We start from the raw sequence: 25,124 nt of genomic DNA on the forward strand, positions 1-25,124 counted from the left end.
GATCAGGGAGTTAGCAAGTGGCTCAAACTTTATACAATAAAATTTGGCAAGCACACACGGTTGCCAGCATCAACGAGCAAACCGATTTACTTTATATTGACCGTCATTTAGTACACGAAGTGACGTCGCCACAAGCATTTGCAGGTTTACGTGAAAAAAATCGTAAAGTGCGCTGTCCAGAAAAAACCATTGCGACCATGGATCATAATGTTTCAACTAAAAGCCGTTCATTAGATGCAGCCAGCGAAGTCTCTAAAAATCAACTAATGGCACTGGATGCAAACTGTAAAGAATTTGGTATTTTGCTGTACGACTTAAATTCAGTAAACCAAGGTATTGTGCATGTGATTGGCCCAGAACAAGGGATTACTTTGCCAGGCACCACCATAGTATGTGGCGATAGCCATACCTCAACCCATGGCGCGTTTGGAGCGCTTGCCCATGGTATTGGAACCTCAGAAGTTGAGCACGTATTAGCTACGCAAACGCTACAGCAAAAAAAGGCTAAGTCGTTAAAAATTCAAATTAACGGTGTGTTACGCCCAACAGTAACGGCTAAAGATTTAATTATGGCGGTTATAGGTAAACTAGGCACTGCTGGTGGTACGGGTTATGTGGCTGAATTTTGTGGTGAAGGCATAGAGGCGCTTTCGATGGAAGCGCGTATGACGCTATGTAACATGAGTATTGAAATGGGTGCCAAGGCCGGTTTAATTGCCCCAGACAAGTTAACGTATGACTACTTAAAAGGGCGCCCGTTTGCACCAAAAGGCGCTGATTTCGACGCTGCAGTTGCCTACTGGGAAACCTTAAAAACTGATGATGGCGCAACCTTTGACTTAGAGGTAGAACTAGATGCCGCTAATATTCAACCACAGATCACCTGGGGGACTAACCCAGAGCAAGTGATTGGCGTTGACGAATGTATTCCAGATCCAGACAAAGAAACCGATTTAATTAAAGCTGATGCTATTCGTAGTGCACTTAAATACATGGGTTTAAAAGCGGGCGATAAGTTATCAACTGCCAAAGTAGACACAGTATTTATTGGCTCATGCACCAACAGTCGCATTGAAGATTTACGCGCCGCAGCAAAAATTGTTGAAGGCAAGCAAGTGGTTGCTGGCGTTGAGGCATTAATTGTGCCGGGCTCAGGTTTGGTTAAACAGCAAGCAGAAGATGAAGGCCTTGCCGATATATTTAAAGCTGCAGGGTTTGAATGGCGTGAGCCGGGTTGTTCTATGTGTTTAGCAATGAATGACGACCGTTTAGGCGCAGGTAAACGCTGTGCATCTACATCTAACCGTAATTTTGAAGGACGCCAAGGGCGAGGCGGGCGTACACACTTAGTGAGTCCTGCAATGGCGGCAGCAGCAGCAATACATGGCCACTTTGTTGATATTAGAGGAGAAGCCTAATGAGCATTTATTTTAGCGGCTTAATGGCCCCACTTGATAAAAACAATGTCGATACCGACCAAATTATTCCTAAGCAGTTTTTAACTTCAACCAGCCGTGATGGATTTGATGCTGCGCTATTTTACGATTGGCGTTATTTAGATAATGGCGAGCCAAACCCTGAATTTATTTTAAATCGTCCTTGTTACCAAGGTGCGCAAATATTATTAACGCGCGATAATTTTGGCTGTGGCTCATCACGCGAGCACGCACCATGGGCGCTTAAACAATATGGTTTTGAAGTGATTTTGGCTGAAAGCTTTGCTGATATTTTCTTTAATAACTGTGGTAATAACCAAATGCTTGCTATTGCATTGCCAGCGCAAATATTAGAAGACTTATTTGTGTTAAGTGAGCAGCATGACGATATTCACATTGATGTGGATTTAGAAAACCAGCAATTGCGCAGCAATAAATTTGCGCCAATCAGCTTTGATATTCGCAAAGACGTGAAAGAGCGTTTATTAAGTGGCTTAGACTTTATCGGTGTAACCGAGACCCTGAATCCGCAAATAGATGCGTTTGAAGCAAAACTTGCCGCTGAGCGTCCTTGGCAATAGTGGCTTAAAAGTTATTAAATAATGAAACGCGGCATAAGCCGCGTTTTTTATTGCTGTCAGATGCTGTTCATCGTGATTACTGTCTTTGTGTTTGTTTAAACGCTAAGCTAATTTTTTACATGTTTAGGGATACATTATGAAATTATTAACAGCTGCAGCACTAATGCTTGCATCAACCGCTGCAATAGCACGCCCAGCGCCTTTAGTATCAATTCCAAGCCATGATGGCTTTTTTGATAATATTGCTGCCCATTGTGGTAAAGCTTTTGAAGGTAAAGTAACGGTTGATAATGCCACAGGACCGAGTTCATTTGCCGATAAAAAGTTAGTTATGCATGTGCGTAAGTGTAATGAACGTGAGCTACAAGTGCCGTTTCATGTGGGTGATGACGCCTCACGTACGTGGATCATTACTAAAACGGGCAGTGGGTTGAGTCTAAAGCACGATCATCGCCATAAAGATGGCAGTGATGATGTGTCTACTATGTATGGCGGTCATACTTTGGATGCGGGTTTTACTAATATGCAATCATTCCCTGCTGATCAGTATTCAAAAGAGTTATTTGTTAGCCAAGGCATACCGCAATCGGTAGGCAATACATGGCAAATGTATATTTACCCTGAACAGTTCACTTATCGACTTATTCGCCAAGGTCGCGAATTCCGTGTGGATTTTGATTTAACTAAACCTATCACACCACCGGCTGCGCCGTGGGGGTATAGCGTTAACTAAACTCGGCTTCAGTAAAACCACTGGCAGTGTTAATACTCAGTGGTTTACTGAAAAGTAACGAGGAGTTATTTTTTTGAGGTTTTTTCTGCGGGTATTTCACACTGCACAAATACACTCAGTGGTGGCTGATAAGCGCGTGGCTTAGTTGGAAAACGTTCATACTCTTGCACGCCTTCGGTTACTTTTAACATAAAAGGATTATCGCGACATAAGCGGTTAGCGTGGCGCAATAAAAAAACACTTTGGTTTTTAAAGTGCGGGTAGTCATCAGACTGTATTTCTAGGTGATAGTTGTTAGTGTCTATTTGCGTTTGTTTGTAATGCACCTTTTCATCAAAGTCATAGAGTCGCTGTATTTCAGCTTGCTCTGCCGACACACTCAAACACCCTGTTAATAAACCCCAGCTAATAATTCCATGTATGTAATGATTGGCTTTTCTGCTCATAAACCTTTAACTCCATCTTGATATTGGGTAGTGTGATCAGCATGTCAATTACACCCGTTATGATATAAGTCTAACACCCAAAAAGGGGAAATGTGATGTTCAAACAAATTAAACAGCTTTTTTCGAGTATTGATCAGCAAGATTATGATATTGAACAACATGATTTAAAAACAGCGGTTGCCGCGTTATTAATTGAGGTAATGCGAGCGGATAACGATTTACAGGCAGATGAACAACAAACGCTAAGTCTGACATTAAAAAAGTATTTTGATTTAACTGATGAAGCAGTAGATGAGTTAACCGAACAAGCAAGTTCGAGCTTAGATGACGCCATTGATTATTTTCAATTTTCAAAGCAAATTAATAATCAATGTAGTGCACAGCAGCGCATTGAAATAGTTGAACTACTCTGGCGATTAGCATACTCAGATGGTGAACTTGATCCACAAGAAGAATACGTTATTCGTCGTGTTGCAAACCTATTGTACGTTACCCATGAAGACTTTATTGCTGCAAAGCTTGCAGCAACAAAGTTGTAATGTTTATTTTAGTTTACTTGCTACGCTAACCAACTGCTGCGTAAGGCCAGCTACTTTTTCAGCGGTAGCAGGGTCGTTAATACGGCCGTTTTCGTCTAACAAAGTATGAATAGCCGGTACAGCTAATTGATTGGCTAATACTAAACTGCCAATGCCAGATAAAATATCACGCACGTGATTTAAGCCACGTAAGCCGCCAAGTCCACCCGGTGATGCTGCATATAACGCGGTTACTTTATTTGCAAATGCAGGCTCTGCGCCTTGTTCGGTGCGAGATGCCCAATCAATGGCATTTTTTAACACCGCGGTAATAGAACCATTATATTCTGGGCTGGCCAGTAAAATACCATCGGCTGTGCGCAGTTTGTCCTTTAATTGTTGTACGCCGGCTGGTGTGCCTTGTGCTTCTAAATCTTCATCAAACATTGGTATGGCTAAGTCTGCAAGTTTAATCACTTCCACTTCAGCGCCACTTTCTAGTGCAAAACGTGCAGCTTCATTAATAAGTTTTTGATGGAAGCTGTCTTTACGTAAGCTACCTGCTAGGGCAATAATTTTTGGTGTAGTCATGAGCTGATCCTAATGTTGATTGTGTATAGCAGTGACTTTAACAAATAATTACTTGCAGAAAAGCCAAATAAACGCAAAACTTATGTGCGTATATGCACAACTTGAAAAGTGGTTACCATGGCAATTCAATTTGATGATTGGCAAGATCTTAAGGTTGCTTATGAAGTGGCGCGTTTAGGCACTTTAACTGCAGCAGCCGAAGCGCTAGATGTTCATCACAGTACAGTGCTCAGGCGAATAAATAACTTAGAGAAAAGCTTAAATGCGCGATTATTCCATCGCCATGCTCGTGGCTACAAAGTCACAGAGATTGGCGCTAAGTTATTTACCACAGCACAAGCAATTAATGGTGAGCTAGAGCGCTTACATAACGATATAATTGCTGCAGATAGCACCTTACAAGGTAGTTTGTTACTTACCACTGTGAGTGGCTTTATTGATGTATTAAGTGAGGTATGCGAGCAGTTTCAAACCTTGCATCCGCAAGTGCAATTACAAGTGATTATGGATCAAAAGCGTTTGCGTTTAGACCATGGCCAAGCACATATCGCTGTAAGAGCAGGCCCTAGACCGGATGAAGGTGATTATATTGCGCAGCACTTGGCGGCACTCTCGTCAGGATTTTATGCCTCAAAACATTACATTAGTCGTTATGGCTTGCCACAAACGTTAGCACAACTCTCGGTGCATAATTTTGTCTCGGGTGTGGCTGGGTATAATGGCAAAGTACCATATTTTTCGTGGGTTGATGAAAATATTCCCTCGTCGCAAGTTAAACTTAGAGTATCAGAAACCTCAGAGGCTACTCGCGCCATCGTTAAGGGGCTAGGGATTGGCGGATTACAACATGATGTTGCAGCGCAATACTCTGATTTAGTGCCTGTATTACCTAACGAACTTAGTTGGCCTACTGACTTATGGTTAGTGACGCATCATTTAGTGCATCGTACTGCGAAAGTGCAAGCGTTTAGTCAGTTATTAAAAACCTATTTTAAGCAGCGTAAATTAAGTTAAAAAAGCTACAACGATTTTTTTATAGAAATACCCAAGCGCTTGGCTAGCCGTGTTAAGTTAGCGCGGTCGACCTGTAAACTACGCGCTGTGCTTGCCCAGTTATAATTATGTTGTTTAAGTTGCTGTATAATAAGCTGCTGAGTGTAAGTATCGGTGGCTTGTTTTAACGAAATGTTGTTTGTTAAAGGTGTGGTTGCAAGCTGGTTTGAGTGTTCCAGTGCAAAAGTATTAATAGCGCTTAAATTTAGCTCACAATGCTTTGGCTCAATAGTAATAATTGGTTGTTGCCATTGATACTGTTTAGCTTTTAATGCGGCGCGATTAATAACATGTTCCAGCTCTCTTACATTGCCTGGCCAGTCATATTTTTTTAGCAGTAATTGCGTTTCAATGCTGAGTTTTAACTGTTTAATGGCAAGCTTTCGAGCTGTTTTTTCCAAAAAATAACCGGCTAATAAAATAACATCTTCATCACGGGCTTTTAACGGCGCCACGCTCAGCGGGTACACACTTAGGCGATGGTATAAGTCGGCGCGAAATCGTCCCTGTTCAACTTCGTGTTTTAAGTCACGGTTAGTGGCTGCAATCACTCTAACATCAACATATTTAAGTTCATCTTCACCAACGGTTTGTACTTCGCCACTTTGCAGTACCCGTAATAATTTACTTTGCATTGCCAGTGGTAGCTCGCCTATTTCATCCAAAAATAAGGTACCGCCATCGGCTAATTGAAACTTACCTTGGCGAGCATTTTGCGCCCCCGTAAAGGCGCCTTTTGCATGGCCAAAAAATTCACTTTCGGCGAGGTTTTCAGGCAGTGATGCACAATTTAAATGGATCAATGGCTGATCTTTGCGTGCTGAATGCAAGTGAATATTACGCGCTACCAACTCTTTGCCGACCCCAGTATCACCTAAAATTAATACACTAAAATTAGAGGCTGCAACCAGCTTTATTTCGTTTTTAAGGGTTTGTATTACTGGGCTTTGGCCAATAATTTCACCACCATCACGCTTGAGCGCCTCACGGTTTAACTCTTGTACTAATTCACTTGAGTGCTGGGCATGTTGTTTGTAATGGGCAAGCTCTAGGGCTGTTTTAAAGTGCGCACTGCACAAGGTTTGTAAGGTGTTGAGTGTATCAGCGGTAATGCCGTCAAACGCATCAGCGTTTAGGCTATCAAAGGTCAAAATACCAAGCAGCGAATCTTTATCATAAAGCGGTAACCCTAAGCAGGCATGCACTGGAATATCACCGGTTTTAGCTAGTAGTAAGCCGTCATATGGGTCTGGGAGCGGGCAGTCATGTGCAAATTGCAGTGCCAAGCGGTGATTACAAATAGCATCAAGACGAGGATGCTCTGCAATGTTAAAGCGCCTGCCTAAGCTATCAGGCATTAAACCTTTAATCGCTAAAGGCTTTAATTGCTCGCCTTGGCGAATTAACAAGGCGCTAGCATCACTTGGAATAACACGTTCAACTGTGGCTAAGAGCTGCTCAAAACTGTGCGCATGTAAGGTGCTTTGTGCAAGCTCCAAGGCAACTTGAGTCAGATTGAGTTGTTGGTTCATGTCAAAATGACCTGTTAGTGTATTTTTACAGGTTTTATAGTAGGTCATAAAGACTCTTTTTGTAAAGTGAAATTAAATAATGCATTGAATTTAAAGTGTTTATTTAATTGGCATGGTCTGTGTAATGACAAAATAACGAAAGCAGTTATTGGGGTTGTTATGGGCAGTACTTTCTTAGAGCAGGTTAATTATTCAGTGGAGTCTAATTCTCTGTATTACCGTTTGCTATCTTATGCAAATAAGGTGCTATGTATTAGCGTATTTGGGGTGTTGATTACGCTGTTAATAAGTTATCCCTATGCAGGCTATTTTTCGATACCGGTACAAATTTTTGCACACATTAGCACGATTGTCCTCGCGGCTATTGTCAAAGTGAGTTACGTACTGCGCTGTGTGGCGCAGCATGGGCTGGGGCAGGAGGTGCGCTAATGAAGCCCATAAATTTAGCCGAACCTATGCCAGCGCAGGTCGCATTTCATCAAGTATCACAATGGTCATTATGGATGTTGGCATTTAGACCCTTTTTTTTAGCGGGTGGCTCACTAGCGTGTTTGTCTGTGGGTTATTGGTTACTTATTTTAAGTGGCGATGTACAGTGGCATTTAGTTATGCCTGCTAATTTGTGGCATGCACATGAAATGTTATTTGGTTTTGCGAGCGTGGTTGTGGCTGGCTTTTTACTTACTGCAGCACAAACATGGACCGGTGTTGCAAGTATTAATGGTAAACCATTGATGTGGCTTAGCTTAGTGTGGCTTAGTGCACGGCTTAGTTTTTTTGTAGTGATACCTAGCATTGCCCAGTTTAATGTTTATGCGGTACTGATTTTACAAGTTGTTTGGTGGCTCTCGGTAATCATAGTGTTAGCCAACATGCTGATAAAGGTGAGCAGTAAACGCAACTACTTGTTTTTATTTATTCTTTCATTTTTATGTACGCTCAATATGCTGTACTTAATATTGCTGCTAAAAAACCAAATGCAGCTAGCGCTGGCGATGGTTGATACCGCAGTACTGGTTATAAGCTTGTTGGTGGGAGTTGTGGCTGGGCGTGTATTACCTTTTTTTACCGCCAAAGGGCTGGGCTTATCTAAGCAGGTACGCACACTAAACATAGATAAAGCTATTTTATACTTATCGGTATTGGCGATAGCATTATTTTTTATTAGCAAATTATTTTTTACTGTAATTAACCCGGCACTAGTTGTGATGAGTGCAGCGTTTTTGCATTTAGTGCGCAGTGTTTGCTGGTGGAATAAGCAAGTGCTAAAAGTCCCATTATTATGGTCGTTACACTTTGCCTATTTAGCCTTAGGTATAGGTTTAATGTTAGTGGCAATCAGTTTTTATAGCAGTGCAATACTGTTTAAAGACGCACTGCATTTTATCACTATTGGTGGTATCGGCATGATGATTTTAGCCATGATGACACGAGTATCACTGGGGCATACCGGTCGCTCACTTACTATTCCGCGTTTTATGAACCTTGCATTTGCATTGGTGTTTAGTGCCGCAATTATTCGTGCTTTTCTCCCGTCTTTTATTGGGCCACACCTAGCTTGGCAGATCAGTGCTGTGCTTTGGTTACTGGCCTTTTTATTATTTTTAATTCACTGCACTCCTATATTAACGCGGCGTCGTGTTGATGGGCGTCGTGGTTAGTTCACCCATAGGAAACCAAAATGTTATCTGAAAAAACTATTGAGATTGTAAAAAGTACAGCTCCATTACTTGCAGAAGCGGGCACAGCCGTCACCGATCATTTTTATAAGCGCATGTTTAGCCATAACCCGGAACTTAAACATATTTTTAATATGACTAACCAAGAAACGGGTCGTCAGCAATTTGCATTATTTAATGCCTTGGCTGCGTATGCGCAAAATATTGATAATTTAGAAGTGTTAAAAGAGGCATTAGCAAGAATTAACCATAAGCATACCAGCTTGAATATTTTACCCGAACATTACCCTATTGTAGGGGCGCATTTGATCGGCACACTTAAAGAGCTTATTCCTGATCAGTTTACAGCTGATGTTGAATACGCATGGCGAGAAGCTTATAACCTACTGGCTGATATTTGTATTACCGAAGAAGCAGCGTTGTATGCACACAGTAAAAATAACCACGGTGGCTGGGTGGGCACAAGGAAGTTTGAAATTACCCATAAACATGTTGAGTCTGAATTTGTAACCAGCTTTATCCTCACGCCTATAGACGGCAAAGCCGTTATTTCCCACAAGCCAGGACAATACATTGGCATTAAAGTTAAGCCTGAGGGGACTGAATATGAAGAGATCCGCCAGTATTCTATTTCGCAAAAGAGCAATACTAAAAACTATCGTATTAGCGTTAAAAAAGAGTGCCAACCACAGCCTGGCGTGGTGTCTAATTATTTACACTCACTAGAGCAGGGCGCACGAGTAGAGCTATACCCTCCGGCGGGTGATTTCTTTTTGAAAGATGCAGCAAGCCCCGTTGTGCTTATTTCTGCAGGTGTTGGCCAAACCCCAATGATGGCTATGCTGCAAACGCTATTGAGTGGCAATACTAATCAAGCGATTAGTTACTTACACGCGTGTGAAAATAGCCTTGAGTATTCATTTAAAGATTACCTAGCTCAGCAAACGGCTATGTATCCACAACTAAAAACCTCAACCTGGTTTAATCAAGGTGGTGAGGGATGTGATTACACAGGGCTTATGGATTTATCTGTGCTTGAGGCATCACTGCCTATTAGCGAGGGTGTATTTTATTTGTGTGGACCAGCTTCGTTCATGGCTTATGTAAAAGGCCAACTAATTGATTTAGGTGTACAGAGCTCGAATATTCATTACGAAATATTTGGACCACACCAAGCATTATAAACATAAGTTTACAGCTTTTTACTGTCGGTGTTTGCGGCATAAGCTTGTTGTTGCCACGCATTAAACAGCTTTTGTTGTTTATTTGATATTTTTAAACCATAAGTTTTTTGCATGTAAGCATATGCATCGGCAATACGTTTACGTGCATAAACCGGCGGTTCAATAACGCGTTGTTTAAAATTAACCTTCACCTCACAGCGACCATATTGATTAGCATTTTGGGCTAACATGCCAAAGCGATAGTTTGAACGATCAGCGTTAATTTCACCGATTGCGGGAGCTAAATTGTTAATATCAGCTTCCATCATGCGAAACTTTGCACTTACTTTACGGCAATTTTTGCGTCCACCATTTTGCCAGCATTGTAACTGATGACCAAACTCCCAAGCGGGTACAATATGTTCCCATTCTATTCGTAGAGCGCGTTGATTCACGTTACCTGAGCGGGTAAATGTGTTGCGTGGCACATAACCACAATGGGTTGCATCGGGTACTAACTTTTTGCCTTTACGTTTTATGTCGCAACCACAATAGATACTTTTTGCATCCGTTGGTAAGGTTTTAATTAAGTGTTTTTTAGCACTGGAAAAACGAGTAAATTGCTCAGCATTTAGATTAAAGCTGACAACGCAAAGCAATAACGCAAAAATAAAATGCGGCATATCCTATCACTTTAGTGAACTACAGGAGCCGCGATTTTAGAGTGAATAACCTAAATGGTAAATCAGTTTTAAACCGAATCCACTTAAAAACTCAGGATAGCTGACGTTTTCTTGTTCTGAATCGGATGTTTTGCAGTAATAAAATAAAACCAGTAAAGCTAAAAAACACACTGCTGGCAGCAAAACTAATAAGTAACGGGTTGTTAAAATCCTCGCGCTCATCGTAATCCATAATATGTAGCATCCAAAAGAAGTCAAACACTCGCCAAATATTACTGCGAACTGTAATGAACTCGCCGTTATCAGCATTAAAATATAAGCTGGTGCTAAGCATATCGTTAAAATTAACCTGCCAAATATTTTCTTTAAACCCGGCTTCTCTAAAACTGGTTGCCAGCTTTTTTGTGCTTATAACGTTTGCTTTAATTAAAAGGTGAGCCTGGGCATTAGCGATGATTTGTGCCTTGCTTGGTGGTGGGAGTGGGTTGCCGGTTACACCATTAAAACTATAGATTTTACTTGCTGTAGTTACCGTAATTACTGGGATATTTAAAAAATGACTATAATTAATTTGTTGGGGTTGTGGTGTATTTGCAATAATTTTATCAAGTGAGGCTGTGTAATCGGCTTGGCTGAAAGGGTTTTCTAGTTGGCGGTTTGCAAGGTGTTTACCGTGTACTTTTTCAAGTGGCATGGCGCTCATAAATAAACCGCCAAGCAGCCATGCAAAAATTTGTATTACTAAAAAGTAGCCTAGCCATTTATGCAGCTTACGGGCTGTTTTAAAAATGCGTTTGTTCATTCGCTTTCTCATTATTATTATTTTTTGTGCAAGGTACCTAATGGAGCTAGCTATCATTAGGTTAATAGCTGTATTAACCGTTACTTTAATACTTGCAGCTTAATAAAGGAATTAAATAAATTATAAGCTGTTGATTTGGTATAAATGCAAAATTAGGTTAAAGTTTGCGGTGAAATTTAAGTGGGGTAACACAACTGTATGTCGGAAATTCAATTTTTAAATGTAGATCTAGAGCTTGAGTCAAAGCAAGATATTAGCGTATTAGTTGCTGATTTAAAAAAGGTCGCAACCATTTTACATTATGATAAAGACGAATACCGCCAACTGGCACGCATTGAGGTGGCTGGTGAAATAACCACACCCGATAAAGCAATTAATCACTTGTGTGAGTTAATCGAGTCGTGTTCACGCAATGCATTAAAGCAATGGTTAAGCTGTTCTCGCAGAACGTTTGATATGGGGTTTGAGTCGGGTACGTCGCCAAAATGTTTCAATCAGGCCTTGCATGCAGATACCTTGTTACGCATATCTGCAATTGGCGCAGGCATAGAAGTTACTATTTACCCTCTGGAAAAGTAATTTAACCTTTTCGCTCGACTACGGCTGCGGTCATTCTTGATACGCAGCAAAGCTCATTGCGGCTATTGGTTATTTTAATATCCCAAACCGAGCTGCGTTTACCTATATGATAAGCCCTTGCGGTAGCGGTTAATGTGCCGTTGCGTGACGCTTTTAAGTGGCTTGCGCTGATCTCTTGCCCAACACAATAAAATCGACTGAAATCAACCACAAAGTTAGCGGCATAACTTGCTACTGTTTCAGCAAGCACGACATTGGCACCACCATGCACTATACCCATTGGATTATGGTGCTCAGGTATGGCTGGCATAGTGGCGACTAAGTAGTCATCACCAATTTCACTGATTTCAATTCCCATGGTCTTCATAAGCGTGCCTTGGCCAGTGATCCCTTGGTCTAATTGCTTACAAAACTCTAATGTAATTGGTTGGTGCCAAATACTCATGCTAGCTCCTTGGATAAGTAATTGAGAATTAATATGATAATGCGCTGCTAATAATTACATTTATTATTGCGGTTTTAAAGCATCTTATTGTTTAGTTATCATGACTTATAAGGTATTAATTTATATTTGCGATTTTTAAATAACTGTATATACTCACAGTTAATTGTACTGTATGGAAAACCAGTTGTATGCGACCATTAACAAAACGCCAAGCGCAAATACTCGAACTTATCAAAGTGTTTATTAAAGACACTGGTATGCCTCCTACACGTGCCGAAATTGCACAAACACTGGGTTTTAAAAGTGCAAATGCTGCAGAAGAACACTTAAAAGCACTGGCTAAAAAAGGTGTAATTAAAATGAAGCCGGGTGCGAGTCGCGGCATTCAGCTTGTTGAAGAAGAAGAGCCAGAGCAATTAGGCTTGCCTTTAATTGGTCGGGTTGCTGCGGGTGAGCCAATATTGGCGCAACAGCATGTTGAAAGCCACTGTAAAATTGACCCTTTAATGTTTAAACCTGCGGCCGATTTTTTACTGCGTGTTAACGGCATGAGTATGAAAGATATTGGTATTATGGATGGCGACTTACTCGCTGTACATAAAACTCAAGTGGCTGAAAATGGTCAGGTTATTGTTGCTCGAGTGGATGATGATGTTACGGTTAAACGCCTAGAAAAAGCCGGCAGAAAAGTATTACTGCATGCTGAAAATGACGAGTTTTCGGCCATTGAAGTCGACTTGGAAAATGAATCTTTCAATATTGAAGGCTTAGCGGTAGGTGTTATTCGTAACGCTGACTGGATGTGATAGTTAAGCATAACTTAGCGCTTAATATTAATTAGGCGCTGATTTTACTTGTATTATTTTTTTATGGTATTGCTTGTTAATTGCTTTTGTTATTGTAAATAACATCGCTAAATACTTATATATAAATAAATTTATTCTAATTATTTTTAAATCATAAAATTTTATATTTTTTCCGCTGTTATTCAAGCTACCCCTTACCACCCCTGACTCTTAGGTTAACTAACTCATTAGTGGCTCTTTTTTTGCTGCACTTTTTTAAGTAACCCCTTGTTTATTTTTCATACTCACCTTGCTTATTGTTTATTTTTTAACTAGTTATTAAAGAGCTGGAATAAAAATAACTCACAGCGTAGTCGTTTTGAGCACACACATTTAATAACTCCAGCACCCTTATAAAAAATAAAAATAACGAATGGGCGTTTAAGTCGTATGTCCCTTCGCTTTGCGTCAGCAATAGCATCAAAGGAGCCGTCACATGGGTAAGCTGAGTTCTTCCTTGTGGCTTATATTGTTAGTTTTTTCGCAAAATGTGCTTGCTAATAGCCAATATAATATGCGTAAAGGCGTAACTGATATAAGTAATAATGTATACCAACTACACATGACTATATTTTTAATATGTTGTGTGATTGGGGTGATCGTGTTTGCCATTATGTTTTGGGCACTCATTCATCATCGCAAATCTAAAGGGGCTGTCCCTGCCCAGTTTCATGAAAGCACCAAAGTAGAAATACTCTGGACTGCTATTCCTTTTGTCATATTAATTGTTATGGCCATTCCTGCGACTAAAACCCTAATTGCCATGGAGGATGCCAGCAAAGCTGATATCACCATAAAAATTACTGGCTCACAATGGAAATGGCATTACGAATATATGGGGGAGGACGTTGAGTTTTATTCTATGTTAGCGACTCCTCAAAATGAAATAACGAATCTTGCCGATAAAAACCCGAACTATTTACTTGAAGTAGATAAGCCGCTGGTGCTACCGATTAATCAAAAAGTACGTTTTTTAATGACCTCAGATGATGTGATTCATTCATGGTGGGTGCCTGATTTTGCTGTTAAAAAAGATGCAAATCCTGGGTTTATCAATGAAACATGGACCAATATTAATGAAGTAGGTACTTACCGCGGGCAGTGTGCAGAGCTGTGTGGTAAAGATCATGGTTTTATGCCTGTTGTGGTAGAAGCAAAAACAGAAGAAGACTTCAAAACGTGGTTGGCAGAAGCTAAACAAGCTAAACAAAAAGCGGCTGAAGCAGACGCTGCGTTATTAGATCAAGTGGTACCAAAAGAAGAGTTAATGGCACTGGGTGAGCAAGTTTATATGGCGAGCTGTGCTGCGTGTCACCAGCCTACAGGTTTAGGCCTGCCAGGGGTTTTTCCTGCACTTAAAGGCAGTCCAATAGTGGTAGGTGATATTAAAGGTCACATCGATATTTTACTTTATGGTAAGCCTGGTACAGCGATGCAGTCCTTTGCCAAGCAATTATCTATTAAGCAGATAGCAGCCGTTATTACTTATAAACGCAACGCATGGGGTAATGACACCGGAGAGGTAATTCAACCAAGCGAAATACAAGCGGCATTGGATGCTGATGGGGAGGCTAAATAATGAGTAGCATTGCAGAACAACCTAATACCAATGAGGCTCATCATGCCCATCAACCCGCTACTGGCTTTAAACGCTGGTTATTTACAACCAACCATAAAGACATAGGCAGCTTATATTTAATTTTTTCACTCACGATGTTTTTAATTGGTGGAGCAATGGCCATGGTGATCCGTGCTGAGCTATTTCAGCCGGGTTTACAGTTAGTTGATCCACACTTTTTTAACCAAATGACCACAGTACATGGACTGATCATGGTATTTGGTGCAGTAATGCCTGCATTTACCGGCTTGGCAAACTGGATGATCCCGCTAATGATTGGTGCGCCAGATATGGCATTACCGAGAATGAACAACTGGAGTTTTTGGATTTTACCGTTTGCGTTTTTGATTTTGTTAGCGTCACTGTTTATGCCTGGTGGCGGTCCTGCATTTGGGTGGACCTTTTACGCTCCGCTTTCCACCACTTATAGTAACGACAACACAGCAATGTTTGTGTTTGCGGTGCATATAATGGGTATTAGTTCGATTATGGGAGCCATTAATGTGGTGGTAACCATAGTGAATATGCGCGCCCCTGGAATGACGTGGATGAAGCTACCGTTATTTGTGTGGACATGGCTGATCACGGCTTTTTTACTTATTGCAGTAATGCCGGTACTTGCTGGTGCAGTTACTATGGTACTAACCGATAAATACTTTGCGACCAGCTTCTTTGACGCAGCTGGTGGTGGCGATCCGGTAATGTTCCAACATATATTTTGGTTTTTTGGTCATCCTGAAGTTTATATTATGATTTTGCCTGCCTTTGGCATTATCTCTACGATTGTTCCTACTTTTTCACGTAAAAAACTATTTGGTTACGCCTCTATGGTGTACGCCACTTCCTCGATTGCCTTGTTGAGCTTTATTGTGTGGGCGCATCATATGTTTACCACTGGTATGCCCGTGGCGGGTGAGTTGTTTTTTATGTACGCGACTATGTTGATATCGGTACCTACCGGCGTAAAAGTATTTAACTGGGTGGCAACTATGTGGCGTGGCTCTATTAGCTTTGAAGTGCCTATGCTGTTTAGTATCGCATTTATTGTGCTGTTTACTTTAGGTGGCTTTTCGGGATTGATGTTGGCTATTACGCCTGCCGATTTTCAATACCACGATACTTACTTTGTGGTTGCACACTTTCATTATGTACTCGTAACGGGCGCGGTTTTTTCTATTATGGCAGGGGCTTATTATTGGCTGCCAAAATGGACCGGAAATATGTTCAATATTACCTTAGCAAAATGGCATTTTTGGTTGTCCTTGGTAAGTGTAAATGTGCTGTTTTTCCCAATGCATTTTGTGGGATTAGCCGGTATGCCACGCCGTATTCCAGATTATGCACTGCAGTTTGCTGACTTTAACGCCATTATTAGTATAGGTGGGTTTGCCTTTGGTTTATCGCAATTACTGTTCGTTGTCGTTGTGTATAAATGTGCAAAAGGGGGCGATAAAGTGCCTGCAAAAGTTTGGGATGGGGCTGAAGGGCTTGAATGGGAAGTTGATTCACCAGCGCCTTATCATACGTTCTCAACGCCGCCGGATATTAAATAATGAGTCATCTACCGTTATTAAAAAAGCTGGTGGTTATTTGCATTGCAATGTTTGCTTTTGCATTTGCCATGGTGCCTTTATATGACGTGTTTTGCGATATAACGGGGCTTAATGGTAAGCCCTCGTTAGAACAAGCACAGCAAAGTACCTTGATTACTGAAAATAGAGAAGTCAGCGTTAGTTTTACCACGCATGCCCAAAGTGGTGCGCCTTTTGAGGTTAAATCTAAAGAATACAGTGTAGATGTAAAACCAGGGGCCATGCGTGAGGTTATGTTTAGCGCTAAAAACAACAGTAATGAAGACAAAGTGATGCAGGCTATCCCCTCGGTAGCACCGGGCAAAGCAGCTAAGTATTTACACAAAATAGCGTGTTTTTGCTTTGACCAGCAACCTTTGAAGGCTGGCGAGGAGCTAGAGTTTAAATTACTTTTTTATGTTGATACTGAGTTACCCAGTGATGTGGAGGAGTTAACTCTGTCTTATACCGTATTTGATATTAGCGAGAAGTTAGTAGCCAGTAATAACTAGCTTATAAAACTAGTGAAAAACTAGGAGCAAATGAAATGAATCAAAAATATGAACATTATTATGTACCTGATCAAAGCCCATGGCCAATAGTTGGCGCAGTGGCGCTATTTTTTATTGCGGTAGGGGCAGCCTTAACAGTTATGGATATGGGTAAAGAGGGAGGCAGCGGTATTTACATACTGTATGTGGGTATTGCCGTATTGCTTTATATGCTGTTTAGCTGGTTTAAAAATGTGATTGAAGAGTCGCATCAAGGTTTATATTCTGCCCAAATGGATCGCTCATTCAGGCAAGGTATGAGCTGGTTTATTTTTTCAGAAGTTATGTTTTTTATGGCCTTTTTTGGCGCCCTTTTTTATGCTCGCATGTTCTCTGTACCTTGGCTTGGAGGCGCTGATAACAACGCCATGACTAACGAAGTGTTATGGCCTACTTTTGAGGCTGTGTGGCCGTTGTTAAATACTCCAGGGGGCACCACTACGCAAGCAATGGGCTGGCAAGGGTTACCACTTATAAATACCCTTATTTTATTAGCCTCGTCAGTGACTCTGCATTTTGCTCATGTGGCGATGGAAAATAACAAGCGCACGCCACTTAAGGTGTTTTTAGGCGTAACTATTTTATTGGGAGTATGTTTTTTAGGACTCCAAGTAGAAGAATATATTTATGCTTATAACGACCTTAATTTAACCCTTGATGCAGGAATTTACGGTAATACCTTCTTTTTGTTAACCGGTTTTCATGGTATGCATGTCACCTTAGGTACCATTATTTTATTAATCGTTTTCCTACGGATTTTAAAAGGCCACTTTACAAAAAATAAGCACTTCGCGTTTCAAGCTGCGGCCTGGTACTGGCATTTTGTTGATGTTGTTTGGCTGTGTTTGTTTGTATTTGTATATGTGCTGTAGTGGGCAAAGGTGATTGATTTGCCGTAATTAAACCGAGCTTTAGTGCGGCAATTACCATCACTAATACCACAACAGAAAATAACACTCGACGCCCTAAAAAGTGAGACATGGGGCGTCCATTGGTTTTTCCCGACACCATAATTAATAAAGCACGAAATAAATTAAACAATATAAATAATAACAGTAGAACAATAATAATTTTAATAATCACTGGATTTACCCTTATGCAGTTAGTTGTATTTAACAAACAAAAGCTTAGCTCAATAATCACAGTTTGCCTGGTTGTTATTGTGGTATTAGTTTGTGTGCGTTTAGGGTTTTGGCAATTACAGCGCGCAGATCAAAAGCAACAGCAGCTTAATGCCATTGAAAATATACAACAGCAAGGGGTTATGAGCTGGGCACAGTTGCAACAACTGCCAAAAGAGTGGAATAAAACCGGGGTATTAGTTTCGTTGAGTGGTTATTTTGATATCAATAATTATTGGCTGCTCGATAACCAAATTTATAATGGTCAGGTTGGTTACGACTTACTGGCATTATTAAAATTACCTGATGATTCGCGCTTTTTATTAGTTAATTTAGGCTGGGTAAAAGCAGGCAGTTCAAGAGAAATCCTACCAAACGTGACAATACCTAGTGGTAAATTTTCGTTAACGGCACAAATTAAAGAAGATAACTTAAGTGGCTTTACCTTAGCTAATAGTAATACTCAATCAGATTTAGCTAAACGAATTCAAATCATTGATCTGCAAGCTCTCAGTAGCCAATCCCAGCGACCTTTAGTGGATTATATGGCCTATCGCCAAGGCGGTGAAGATGAGATTGCTGCCCCCCATTATGAAGCTGTTGTGATGAGTCCAGAAAAGCATTATGCCTACTCAGTGCAGTGGTTTTTAATTGCAATTGCCTGTGTGGTAGTTGCTATTTTTGCAAGCAAGAAGAGGATAGATAATGAAAAATAAACCCCTGTTGCTCTTTGTAGTATGTTGCGCTATCCCTTTAGTGCTGGCTTACAGCGCGTTAAAACTTGATTGGCTACCTACAGCAATTACTAATCATGGCGAATTTTTAGAGCGTGAAATTAAGCTAGAGAATTGGCAGCAGCATAATCCAAAACAATGGACCATTGCTTTAAATTATTCAGCACAATGTAAAGAGCCTTGCTCTGAGCAGCTCGCCGCTTTAGATAATTTATATGTTGCCCTTGGCAAAAACCAACACAAAGTAGATATGGCGATAATTGGTGAACCCGAAGCAGCGAAGCCGCATTGGCATATGATTGCTGCACAACAGCAGTTAAGACCCGCGAGTTTGTATTTAATAGACCATATGGGACTGATAGTGCTGGAATATCCATTTAACCCTCAACCACAAGAAAACCGTTTGATACAAAAGGGATTATTGAAAGATCTAAAAAAATTACTTAATTACTCTCGCTCAAGCTAAGTAGAGGCTGCTATGTATAAAAACTATAAAAATTTGGTATTAGCAACGAGTTTATTCGCATTAATTGTGGTGGCTTTAGGCGCATATACGCGGTTAAGTGACGCAGGGCTTGGTTGCCCCGATTGGCCTGGTTGTTATGGCTTTTTAACCGTACCAAAACATGAGGCCGAGATTGCGCAAGCGATTCAGAGCTATCCCGACATGATATTTGAAACAGCAAAAGCATGGAAAGAAATGATTCATCGCTATTTTGCTGGCACGCTCGGAGTATTAATTTTAGTGTTGTTTATTTTGGCTTTTGTAAAACGCCAGTATCCAACTACGCCTGTAAAATTACCGATGCTACTGCTTGTACTTGTTATTTTTCAGGCCGCGCTTGGTATGTGGACGGTGACTATGAACCTGCAGCCGCTAATTGTGATGGGGCATTTACTCGGAGGGTTTAGCATTTTGGCGTTATTAACGCTGTTGTACTTACGGCTGACCAGTCAGCCTATTACGGGTGGGGACGAAGGTGCAAAACCCCATTTTAAACTAAGCTTGGTGGCGCTCACGGTACTTATTTTACAAATCGCTCTAGGTGGCTGGTTAGCAGCTAACTATGCCGCACCACATTGTAATGGTTTGCCGCTATGTAGTTACGCTCAGCCGTTTTCGCTCAGTAGTGTTTTTCAGTTACCGTTAGAGCATAGCAATTATGAATTTGGCGTATTGTCACAACAAGCGCGTATGTCTATCCACTTATTGCATCGTATATGGGCATTGGTTACTTGTATTGTATTGGCACTTGTTATGTGGCGAATATACAGCCATGCTTATTCACAAAAAATTAAAAGCTGCACAGTGACGGTATTAGTGGCGTTATTTTGTCAGATTGCTTTGGGGTTAGCGGTGGTGCATTTCCACTTTCCGTTAGGCGTAGCGCTGGCGCATAACTTAATGGCTGCCATACTGTTATTAACTATGGTTAGGTTATGTTATTACCTAAAAGTCCGTACTTAAAGGGGAATCGTTATGGCACTTACAATTAATAAAAAAGCAATGCAGCCCGTTTATAGCACATCGTTATTAACTAAAAGCTATTACTTAATTCAAGATTATTTGGCAATCAGTAAATTTAAAGTAGTAGCTATGCTGGTGTTAACGGCATGGGTGGGTTTAGCCCTCGCCCCTGACGTTGGAAGAGGTATTGGGGTTCAATTCATAAGTTTATTAGGGATAGGCTTACTCTCTGCGGCAGCTGCCGTTATCAATCATGTGGTTGATAGTGAAATTGATAGTAAAATGGCACGTACACGCCACCGCCCAGTCGCCAAAGGACGCTTAAGTAAATTACACGCATTGAGTTTTGCAACTGTAATTGGTGTGGCAGGATTTATTATGTTGATGTTGTGGGCAAATACACTCACCGCCATACTCACTTTATTTGCACTTGTTGGTTATGCGTTTATTTATACGTCGTTTTTAAAACGTGCTACGCCACAAAATATAGTGATTGGTGGTTTGGCAGGCGCCATGCCACCCTTACTTGGTTGGGTGTCTGAAACCAATCAAATGGCCGCTGCTCCTTGGTTGTTGGTGATGATTATATTTACATGGACTCCTCCGCATTTTTGGGCGTTAGCCATTGCGCGTAAAAGTGATTACGAACGCGCTAAAATCCCCATGTTACCAGTGACCCATGGAATCGACTTTTGTAAAACCTGTGTGCTCGCGTACTCAGTACTATTAGCCATAGTGTGCGTACTGCCTTATTTGATAGGTATGTCGGGGCTTATTTATTTAAGCGGGGCATGTATCCTCAATGTGGTATTTATATACAAAGCAATTAACTTAAAATTTGCCGCCAAAGAGGACACCGCGATGGATTTATTTCGTTTTTCGATTATTCATTTAATGATACTCTTTGTTATCTTATTTATAGATAAATGGCTAGTTATATGAAGCGGTTATGGTGTGGGTTAATTGTTTTTTCGGTGCTTTTTTTATCGGCATGTGGTGATAAAAAAAATTTACAAGATCTTGATGCATTAGTGTACGAAACTGCAAAACCGTTATCTGATTTCTCGCTAAATGATCAACAGGGGGAGTTAGTGACAAAACAGCAGTTTTTAGGTCAATGGAACTTAGTGTTTTTAGGCTACACAAGCTGCCCTGATATTTGTCCAATGACGCTTGCTAAGCTTAACAATGTCTATAAAAACTTACAGGCTGATTATCCACTGCAGGTGTGGTTTATATCTGTCGATCCTAAACGAGATATTGCTCAAAAACGTAAAGAGTACATAGATTATTTTAACCCTAAATTTTTAGCTGTATCTGGGGAGCATAAAGACTTATTTCCATTTGTACGAGAGCTGGGATTAATTTATGCAATTAGTGATAGTGATGAATCTGACTATGCGGTGGATCATAGTGCATCGGTTGCACTTGTTGATGGTAGTGGCGCCCTGAGAGCTATTTTTAAGCCCGAATTTAAACAAGGAGATGTGCCTTTGGTGAATACTACAAAATTAACAGCGGAATTTATTGAAATAGCAGATTACTACAAAAACTAGTTTTTAATGGTTTAACAATTTTCAAGGGGCTTTGTGCCCCTATTTACGTTTTTTAACAGCTGTTTTTAATTAATTAGTTATTTTTTAGTCGTTTTTATGGCGTTTTCTTTATCTCGGTCTAAGCTTTTGTTATGGATTGAGTTGATAAGGAAAAGCTTAAAAATGCTTAAACTACCAAATGAGCTTTCAATTGTTCAGGTTGACGTTTTACATCAAGATTTATTAAGCGAGCTTAATAATAGCCGAGATATTTGTCTGGATATTAGCGATGTCATGTCTGCTGATACCGCCTCGGTTCAACTTCTTTGTGCCCTACAAAAACACCTTCTTACTATCAATCAAAAAATTGCCTGGGTTGGCAGCAGTGACGCATTAAAAAATGCCATTGAACAACTCGGTTTAAGTGAATATTTAGCTTCAGAAAGTACTAACTAGAGGTTTATATGAAAAGAATTTTAGCTGTCGATGATTCTGCATCAATGCGCCAAATGGTGAGCTTTACGTTAAAAACAGCAGGGTTTGATGTTACCGAAGCCAAAGATGGCAGTGAGGCATTAGCTATTGCCAAGCAACAAGGTTTTGATGCAGTTATTTCTGATGTAAACATGCCAATTATGGATGGGATCACACTTATTAGAGAGCTAAGAGGGTTACCAGATTACAAATTTACACCGTTGCTTATGTTAACTACAGAGTCGGGGATGGATAAAAAAGTAGAAGGCAAAGCTGCAGGGGCAACAGGGTGGATTGTAAAACCTTTCAATCCAGAACAACTATTGGCCGTGCTAAAAAAAGTAATCCGTTAACCTAGGAGTGCACTGTGAGTATTGATTTAAGCCAGTTTTTTGAAGTGTTCTTTGAAGAGAGTTTTGAAGGCCTCGATATTATGGAGACTGAATTACTCAACTTAGTGCCGGGCGAAGAAGACTTAGAAACTATTAATACTATTTTTAGAGCTGCTCATTCAATAAAAGGGGGCAGTGCTACTTTTGGATTTAATTCAATTGCAAACTTTACCCATGTATTAGAAACATTACTGGATCAAATTCGTGAAGGTGAGCGCAATATAAGTAGCGAGCACATTAATTTATTACTTAAATCAGTAGATTGCTTAAGAGCTTTGCTAAGCTCACTAAAAGTACAGGAAGAACCTGATTTAACCCAAGCAGACACTTTGCGAGAACAGTTTGAAAGCTTACTAGGTATGCCAGCAAGTGAAGTTCAAGCTGATGAAACACACCTTGAACAGGTTATCGTTAATACTTACCAGATTGATTTTAAGCCACATTTTCATCTATTTAAAACCGGTAACGAACCTTTGTTTATGATCAGCGAATTAGCTGAGCTTGGTGAGTTAGAAGTACAAGTATTCACCGATGCGATACCTGACATTAAAGAATTAACCACTGATGAGTGCTTTTTATATTGGCGATTTTTCTTAAATACTGAACGTGATGACCAAGCCATTAAAGAGATTTTTGAATGGGTTGAAGATGATGCAGATATTAAAGTCGAGTTGTGTGGCGGCTTATTTAATGATGCTAAAGCCGAGTCAGAGGAAGTAATTAACGAACCGGCTATTGTGGAGGAAGCTCCCAAAACTGCTGAGCAACCCAAAGCGAGTAAAGCAAAGGCACCTGCCAATACGCCCAGCGCTAAAGCTGCGCCTGAATCTACTTCTATTCGGGTTGGTATCGATAAGGTTGATTCATTAATTAATATGGTGGGCGAGTTGGTCATTACCCAAGCAATGTTAAATCAGCTTAGCGAACAGGAAATGACAGCCACCACGGTAACGTCTCTTCAAGAGGGATTGGCGCAATTAGCGCATAACACTCGAGATTTACAAGAAAACGTGATGCGTATTCGTATGCTGCCAATTAATTTTGTGTTTAGCCGCTTTCCGCGTTTGGTGCGTGATATTGCTCAAAAGCTTAATAAAGAGGTGGAGTTAAAACTGATTGGAGAGCAAACCGAGCTAGATAAAACCGTGATGGAAAAAATATCTGATCCTATGGTGCATTTAGTAAGAAACTCTTTGGATCATGGTATTGAAACTGTAGAAAAGCGTATTGCAGCAGGTAAAGATCCTGTGGGCAAGGTTACGTTAAATGCTTTTCATCAGGGAGGTAACATCGTCATAGAAATAATGGACGATGGCCAAGGCCTTAACACCCAAAAGATTAAAGAAAAAGCAATTGCCAACGAGCTAATTACGGGCGATAGCGAGTTAACAGATGATGAGATTAACGAACTCATATTTATGCCAGGGTTTTCTACCGCTGATGAGGTAAGTGACTTATCTGGCCGGGGTGTAGGTATGGACGTGGTTAAACGTAATATTCAATCATTAAATGGGTCAGTAGAGGTCACTTCTGCACAAGGTATTGGTTCTACTTTTACTATTCGGCTGCCGCTCACTTTGGCTATTTTAGATGGGCAATTGGTGAAAGTGGCCAAGCATACTTACATCATCCCATTAATCTCAATTGTAGAGTCATTACAAATTGATATCTCCAAAGTCAGTCGAGTTGGTAAAGACTTAGACGTACTTAGATTACGTGATGAATACATTCCTATTCTGCGTTTATACGATATTTTTAATCATCAAAATGCGATTGAATCGCTAGACAAAACCCTGTTGGTTGTAGTGGAAAACGACAACCAAAAAGTAGGGCTGCTAGTTGATGATTTACTGTCGCAACAGCAGGTGGTTATAAAAAGTTTAGAAGCTAATTATCATAAGGTGGATGGAGTATCGGGGGCAACCATTTTAGGCGATGGGCGGGTCTCGTTAATTTTAGATATTAGCGGTTTAATTAAGCTTTCTGGGTTAAAAAAACCTGGTAGCCAAGCATTAAGTATTGAGCCATCGGCGACTCTGGAGGATTCATGTTCTCTGAATCAATAGCATTAAATAGCAATATTGAACTACAGCGCAAAGAAGGCGTTAAGCAGTTTCTTACCTTTATTATGGCTGAAGAAGAATACGGAGTAGACATATTAACGGTGCAAGAAATTCGCAGCTGGGAAGACATAACCGCACTGCCAAATGCCCCTGAGTACGTAAAAGGCGTTATTAATTTGCGTGGCACTATAGTCCCTATTATTGATTTGCGGTTACGTTTTGGTTTACCCACCATTGAGTATGGACCGTTAACAGTAGTGATTATTGTAAAAGTAGAGTTTGAACAAGAAAGTAAAGTAATGGGTATTACGGTAGATGCGGTGGCGGATGTTTATAGTATTGCTGAGCAAGATGCTAAAGCCGTACCGAGTTTAACCCAAACCAATGAAAGTGAATATGTCGCAGGGTTAGTTAACGTGGGCGAAAAAATGATCGCCCTGATTGACTTGCCTGCAACCATGGATATTTAGCGGTAACGGTAACTAAATAAAGTAAATAACTTAAAGGTGGT

At 40.6% G+C, this 25,124-nt stretch carries 29 protein-coding genes; 22 read left to right on the plus strand and 7 right to left on the minus strand.

Annotated features, from left to right (window positions below):
• The first annotated feature begins 17 nt into the window (after positions 1-17).
• The 3 genes from leuC to BW139_RS10370 all read left to right on the plus strand — a co-directional run bounded on the left by leuC (position 18) and on the right by BW139_RS10370 (position 2,750).
• Positions 18-1,418 (plus strand): 3-isopropylmalate dehydratase large subunit, encoded by a 1,401-nt coding sequence (gene leuC / locus BW139_RS10360; RefSeq protein WP_076919590.1) that lies wholly within the window; start codon positions 18-20, stop codon positions 1,416-1,418.
• Positions 1,418-2,017 carry a 3-isopropylmalate dehydratase small subunit gene (leuD, locus tag BW139_RS10365; RefSeq protein WP_076919591.1) on the plus strand — a complete coding sequence of 200 codons (600 nt, stop codon included), beginning with the start codon at positions 1,418-1,420 and terminating at the stop codon, positions 2,015-2,017. The genes leuC and leuD overlap by 1 nt, the downstream gene beginning before the upstream one ends.
• Before the next feature lie 136 nt (positions 2,018-2,153).
• Complete coding sequence (locus BW139_RS10370) at positions 2,154-2,750, plus strand: hypothetical protein (protein WP_076919592.1); 597 nt, start codon at positions 2,154-2,156, stop codon at positions 2,748-2,750.
• 65 nt (positions 2,751-2,815) lie between these two features.
• On the opposite strand, the gene BW139_RS10375 is transcribed toward BW139_RS10370, so the two are convergent.
• Positions 2,816-3,196, minus strand: a complete 381-nt coding sequence (locus tag BW139_RS10375; RefSeq protein ID WP_076919593.1) for a hypothetical protein — start codon at positions 3,194-3,196, stop codon at positions 2,816-2,818.
• 95 nt (positions 3,197-3,291) lie between these two features.
• Between BW139_RS10375 and BW139_RS10380 the strand changes: the two genes are divergently transcribed.
• Positions 3,292-3,735, plus strand: a complete 444-nt coding sequence (locus BW139_RS10380; RefSeq protein ID WP_010392360.1) for a TerB family tellurite resistance protein — start codon at positions 3,292-3,294, stop codon at positions 3,733-3,735.
• 3 nt (positions 3,736-3,738) lie between these two features.
• On the opposite strand, the gene BW139_RS10385 is transcribed toward BW139_RS10380, so the two are convergent.
• Positions 3,739-4,305 (minus strand): NADPH-dependent FMN reductase, encoded by a 567-nt coding sequence (locus tag BW139_RS10385; protein ID WP_076919594.1) that lies wholly within the window; start codon positions 4,303-4,305, stop codon positions 3,739-3,741.
• Between the two features lie 117 nt (positions 4,306-4,422).
• On the opposite strand from BW139_RS10385, the gene BW139_RS10390 reads away from it, so the two are divergent.
• Entirely contained in the window at positions 4,423-5,319 is an 897-nt protein-coding gene (locus BW139_RS10390) for a LysR family transcriptional regulator (protein WP_076919595.1), read from the plus strand.
• Between the two features lie 5 nt (positions 5,320-5,324).
• On the opposite strand, the gene norR is transcribed toward BW139_RS10390, so the two are convergent.
• The gene (gene norR, locus BW139_RS10395; protein WP_076919643.1) at positions 5,325-6,890 is read right to left on the minus strand and encodes a nitric oxide reductase transcriptional regulator NorR; all 1,566 of its coding nucleotides are present in this window, start codon (positions 6,888-6,890) and stop codon (positions 5,325-5,327) included.
• 428 nt (positions 6,891-7,318) lie between these two features.
• On the opposite strand from norR, the gene BW139_RS10405 reads away from it, so the two are divergent.
• Both BW139_RS10405 and hmpA read left to right on the plus strand, forming a co-directional pair.
• Positions 7,319-8,551 carry an NnrS family protein gene (locus BW139_RS10405; protein WP_076919596.1) on the plus strand — a complete coding sequence of 411 codons (1,233 nt, stop codon included), beginning with the start codon at positions 7,319-7,321 and terminating at the stop codon, positions 8,549-8,551.
• 20 nt (positions 8,552-8,571) lie between these two features.
• Complete coding sequence (hmpA, locus tag BW139_RS10410) at positions 8,572-9,753, plus strand: NO-inducible flavohemoprotein (protein ID WP_076919597.1); 1,182 nt, start codon at positions 8,572-8,574, stop codon at positions 9,751-9,753.
• Between the two features lie 8 nt (positions 9,754-9,761).
• On the opposite strand, the gene BW139_RS10415 is transcribed toward hmpA, so the two are convergent.
• Positions 9,762-10,415: an endonuclease gene (locus BW139_RS10415; protein ID WP_008465604.1), complete on the minus strand. Its 654-nt coding sequence runs from the start codon at positions 10,413-10,415 to the stop codon at positions 9,762-9,764.
• Positions 10,416-10,506: 91 nt separating this feature from the next.
• On the minus strand, positions 10,507-11,217 hold the full coding sequence (locus tag BW139_RS10420; RefSeq protein WP_076919598.1) for a hypothetical protein: 711 nt from the start codon (positions 11,215-11,217) through the stop codon (positions 10,507-10,509).
• Between the two features lie 198 nt (positions 11,218-11,415).
• On the opposite strand from BW139_RS10420, the gene BW139_RS10425 reads away from it, so the two are divergent.
• Positions 11,416-11,796 carry a hypothetical protein gene (locus tag BW139_RS10425; protein ID WP_008114170.1) on the plus strand — a complete coding sequence of 127 codons (381 nt, stop codon included), beginning with the start codon at positions 11,416-11,418 and terminating at the stop codon, positions 11,794-11,796.
• A 1-nt stretch (position 11,797) separates the two neighbouring features.
• Here BW139_RS10425 and BW139_RS10430 read toward each other — a convergent pair whose 3' ends face one another.
• Positions 11,798-12,241: a PaaI family thioesterase gene (locus BW139_RS10430; protein WP_008114168.1), complete on the minus strand. Its 444-nt coding sequence runs from the start codon at positions 12,239-12,241 to the stop codon at positions 11,798-11,800.
• A 188-nt stretch (positions 12,242-12,429) separates the two neighbouring features.
• On the opposite strand from BW139_RS10430, the gene lexA reads away from it, so the two are divergent.
• The 5 genes from lexA to BW139_RS10455 all read left to right on the plus strand — a co-directional run bounded on the left by lexA (position 12,430) and on the right by BW139_RS10455 (position 17,698).
• Positions 12,430-13,047, plus strand: coding sequence for a transcriptional repressor LexA (lexA, locus tag BW139_RS10435; protein ID WP_008114166.1), 618 nt, complete (start codon positions 12,430-12,432; stop codon positions 13,045-13,047).
• A 475-nt stretch (positions 13,048-13,522) separates the two neighbouring features.
• On the plus strand, positions 13,523-14,665 hold the full coding sequence (gene coxB / locus BW139_RS10440) for a cytochrome c oxidase subunit II (protein WP_076919599.1): 1,143 nt from the start codon (positions 13,523-13,525) through the stop codon (positions 14,663-14,665).
• Positions 14,665-16,257: a cytochrome c oxidase subunit I gene (gene ctaD / locus BW139_RS10445; protein WP_008114160.1), complete on the plus strand. Its 1,593-nt coding sequence runs from the start codon at positions 14,665-14,667 to the stop codon at positions 16,255-16,257. Before coxB ends, ctaD begins: the two co-directional genes overlap by 1 nt.
• Positions 16,257-16,787, plus strand: coding sequence for a cytochrome c oxidase assembly protein (locus tag BW139_RS10450; RefSeq protein ID WP_008114159.1), 531 nt, complete (start codon positions 16,257-16,259; stop codon positions 16,785-16,787). The genes ctaD and BW139_RS10450 overlap by 1 nt, the downstream gene beginning before the upstream one ends.
• Positions 16,788-16,822: 35 nt before the next feature.
• Complete coding sequence (locus tag BW139_RS10455; protein ID WP_008465600.1) at positions 16,823-17,698, plus strand: cytochrome c oxidase subunit 3; 876 nt, start codon at positions 16,823-16,825, stop codon at positions 17,696-17,698.
• Here the strand turns inward: BW139_RS10455 and BW139_RS18660 are convergent.
• On the minus strand, positions 17,598-17,969 hold the full coding sequence (locus tag BW139_RS18660; RefSeq protein ID WP_368483015.1) for a DUF2909 domain-containing protein: 372 nt from the start codon (positions 17,967-17,969) through the stop codon (positions 17,598-17,600). The genes BW139_RS10455 and BW139_RS18660 overlap by 101 nt on opposite strands.
• Here BW139_RS18660 and BW139_RS10465 point away from each other — a divergent pair.
• From BW139_RS10465 to BW139_RS10505, 9 genes are all read left to right on the plus strand, one after another.
• Positions 17,923-18,663 (plus strand): SURF1 family protein, encoded by a 741-nt coding sequence (locus tag BW139_RS10465; RefSeq protein WP_076919601.1) that lies wholly within the window; start codon positions 17,923-17,925, stop codon positions 18,661-18,663. The two genes, BW139_RS18660 and BW139_RS10465, sit on opposite strands and share 47 nt — an antisense overlap.
• Complete coding sequence (locus BW139_RS10470; RefSeq protein WP_076919602.1) at positions 18,653-19,147, plus strand: transmembrane cytochrome oxidase associated protein; 495 nt, start codon at positions 18,653-18,655, stop codon at positions 19,145-19,147. The genes BW139_RS10465 and BW139_RS10470 overlap by 11 nt, the downstream gene beginning before the upstream one ends.
• Positions 19,148-19,159: 12 nt before the next feature.
• On the plus strand, positions 19,160-20,149 hold the full coding sequence (locus BW139_RS10475) for a heme A synthase (protein ID WP_076919603.1): 990 nt from the start codon (positions 19,160-19,162) through the stop codon (positions 20,147-20,149).
• 12 nt (positions 20,150-20,161) lie between these two features.
• Positions 20,162-21,091 carry a heme o synthase gene (gene cyoE, locus BW139_RS10480; RefSeq protein WP_076919604.1) on the plus strand — a complete coding sequence of 310 codons (930 nt, stop codon included), beginning with the start codon at positions 20,162-20,164 and terminating at the stop codon, positions 21,089-21,091.
• Complete coding sequence (locus BW139_RS10485) at positions 21,088-21,705, plus strand: SCO family protein (RefSeq protein ID WP_076919605.1); 618 nt, start codon at positions 21,088-21,090, stop codon at positions 21,703-21,705. The genes cyoE and BW139_RS10485 overlap by 4 nt, the downstream gene beginning before the upstream one ends.
• Positions 21,706-21,867: 162 nt before the next feature.
• Complete coding sequence (locus tag BW139_RS10490) at positions 21,868-22,140, plus strand: lipid asymmetry maintenance protein MlaB (protein WP_008465590.1); 273 nt, start codon at positions 21,868-21,870, stop codon at positions 22,138-22,140.
• An 8-nt stretch (positions 22,141-22,148) separates the two neighbouring features.
• The gene (locus BW139_RS10495) at positions 22,149-22,511 is read left to right on the plus strand and encodes a response regulator (protein ID WP_008465588.1); all 363 of its coding nucleotides are present in this window, start codon (positions 22,149-22,151) and stop codon (positions 22,509-22,511) included.
• Between the two features lie 14 nt (positions 22,512-22,525).
• Positions 22,526-24,616 (plus strand): chemotaxis protein CheA, encoded by a 2,091-nt coding sequence (locus BW139_RS10500; RefSeq protein ID WP_076919606.1) that lies wholly within the window; start codon positions 22,526-22,528, stop codon positions 24,614-24,616.
• The gene (locus BW139_RS10505; protein ID WP_076919607.1) at positions 24,598-25,083 is read left to right on the plus strand and encodes a chemotaxis protein CheW; all 486 of its coding nucleotides are present in this window, start codon (positions 24,598-24,600) and stop codon (positions 25,081-25,083) included. The genes BW139_RS10500 and BW139_RS10505 overlap by 19 nt, the downstream gene beginning before the upstream one ends.
• The last annotated feature ends 41 nt before the right edge of the window (positions 25,084-25,124 follow it).

It is taken from the genome of Pseudoalteromonas sp. SK18 (genome assembly GCF_001974855.1).
Classification (GTDB): domain Bacteria; phylum Pseudomonadota; class Gammaproteobacteria; order Enterobacterales; family Alteromonadaceae; genus Pseudoalteromonas.

What these genes read in the sequence shown, in the direction of transcription:
- BW139_RS10385 (WP_076919594.1), bottom strand. Translation starts at nt 4,305, where the DNA reads ATGACTACACCAAAAATTATTGCCCTAGCAGGTAGCTTACGTAAAGAC.
- BW139_RS10485 (WP_076919605.1), top strand. Translation starts at nt 21,088, where the DNA reads ATGAAGCGGTTATGGTGTGGGTTAATTGTTTTTTCGGTGCTTTTTTTA.
- BW139_RS10375 (WP_076919593.1), bottom strand. Translation starts at nt 3,196, where the DNA reads ATGAGCAGAAAAGCCAATCATTACATACATGGAATTATTAGCTGGGGT.
- BW139_RS10405 (WP_076919596.1), top strand. Translation starts at nt 7,319, where the DNA reads ATGAAGCCCATAAATTTAGCCGAACCTATGCCAGCGCAGGTCGCATTT.
- BW139_RS10495 (WP_008465588.1), top strand. Translation starts at nt 22,149, where the DNA reads ATGAAAAGAATTTTAGCTGTCGATGATTCTGCATCAATGCGCCAAATG.
- BW139_RS10490 (WP_008465590.1), top strand. Translation starts at nt 21,868, where the DNA reads ATGCTTAAACTACCAAATGAGCTTTCAATTGTTCAGGTTGACGTTTTA.
- norR (WP_076919643.1), bottom strand. Translation starts at nt 6,890, where the DNA reads ATGAACCAACAACTCAATCTGACTCAAGTTGCCTTGGAGCTTGCACAA.
- leuD (WP_076919591.1), top strand. Translation starts at nt 1,418, where the DNA reads ATGAGCATTTATTTTAGCGGCTTAATGGCCCCACTTGATAAAAACAAT.
- coxB (WP_076919599.1), top strand. Translation starts at nt 13,523, where the DNA reads ATGGGTAAGCTGAGTTCTTCCTTGTGGCTTATATTGTTAGTTTTTTCG.
- lexA (WP_008114166.1), top strand. Translation starts at nt 12,430, where the DNA reads ATGCGACCATTAACAAAACGCCAAGCGCAAATACTCGAACTTATCAAA.
- BW139_RS10425 (WP_008114170.1), top strand. Translation starts at nt 11,416, where the DNA reads ATGTCGGAAATTCAATTTTTAAATGTAGATCTAGAGCTTGAGTCAAAG.
- ctaD (WP_008114160.1), top strand. Translation starts at nt 14,665, where the DNA reads ATGAGTAGCATTGCAGAACAACCTAATACCAATGAGGCTCATCATGCC.
- BW139_RS10470 (WP_076919602.1), top strand. Translation starts at nt 18,653, where the DNA reads ATGAAAAATAAACCCCTGTTGCTCTTTGTAGTATGTTGCGCTATCCCT.
- BW139_RS10455 (WP_008465600.1), top strand. Translation starts at nt 16,823, where the DNA reads ATGAATCAAAAATATGAACATTATTATGTACCTGATCAAAGCCCATGG.
- BW139_RS10415 (WP_008465604.1), bottom strand. Translation starts at nt 10,415, where the DNA reads ATGCCGCATTTTATTTTTGCGTTATTGCTTTGCGTTGTCAGCTTTAAT.
- BW139_RS10475 (WP_076919603.1), top strand. Translation starts at nt 19,160, where the DNA reads ATGTATAAAAACTATAAAAATTTGGTATTAGCAACGAGTTTATTCGCA.
- BW139_RS10420 (WP_076919598.1), bottom strand. Translation starts at nt 11,217, where the DNA reads ATGAACAAACGCATTTTTAAAACAGCCCGTAAGCTGCATAAATGGCTA.
- BW139_RS10380 (WP_010392360.1), top strand. Translation starts at nt 3,292, where the DNA reads ATGTTCAAACAAATTAAACAGCTTTTTTCGAGTATTGATCAGCAAGAT.
- hmpA (WP_076919597.1), top strand. Translation starts at nt 8,572, where the DNA reads ATGTTATCTGAAAAAACTATTGAGATTGTAAAAAGTACAGCTCCATTA.
- cyoE (WP_076919604.1), top strand. Translation starts at nt 20,162, where the DNA reads ATGGCACTTACAATTAATAAAAAAGCAATGCAGCCCGTTTATAGCACA.
- BW139_RS10505 (WP_076919607.1), top strand. Translation starts at nt 24,598, where the DNA reads ATGTTCTCTGAATCAATAGCATTAAATAGCAATATTGAACTACAGCGC.
- BW139_RS10430 (WP_008114168.1), bottom strand. Translation starts at nt 12,241, where the DNA reads ATGAGTATTTGGCACCAACCAATTACATTAGAGTTTTGTAAGCAATTA.
- BW139_RS10390 (WP_076919595.1), top strand. Translation starts at nt 4,423, where the DNA reads ATGGCAATTCAATTTGATGATTGGCAAGATCTTAAGGTTGCTTATGAA.
- BW139_RS10450 (WP_008114159.1), top strand. Translation starts at nt 16,257, where the DNA reads ATGAGTCATCTACCGTTATTAAAAAAGCTGGTGGTTATTTGCATTGCA.
- BW139_RS10465 (WP_076919601.1), top strand. Translation starts at nt 17,923, where the DNA reads ATGCAGTTAGTTGTATTTAACAAACAAAAGCTTAGCTCAATAATCACA.
- BW139_RS10370 (WP_076919592.1), top strand. Translation starts at nt 2,154, where the DNA reads ATGAAATTATTAACAGCTGCAGCACTAATGCTTGCATCAACCGCTGCA.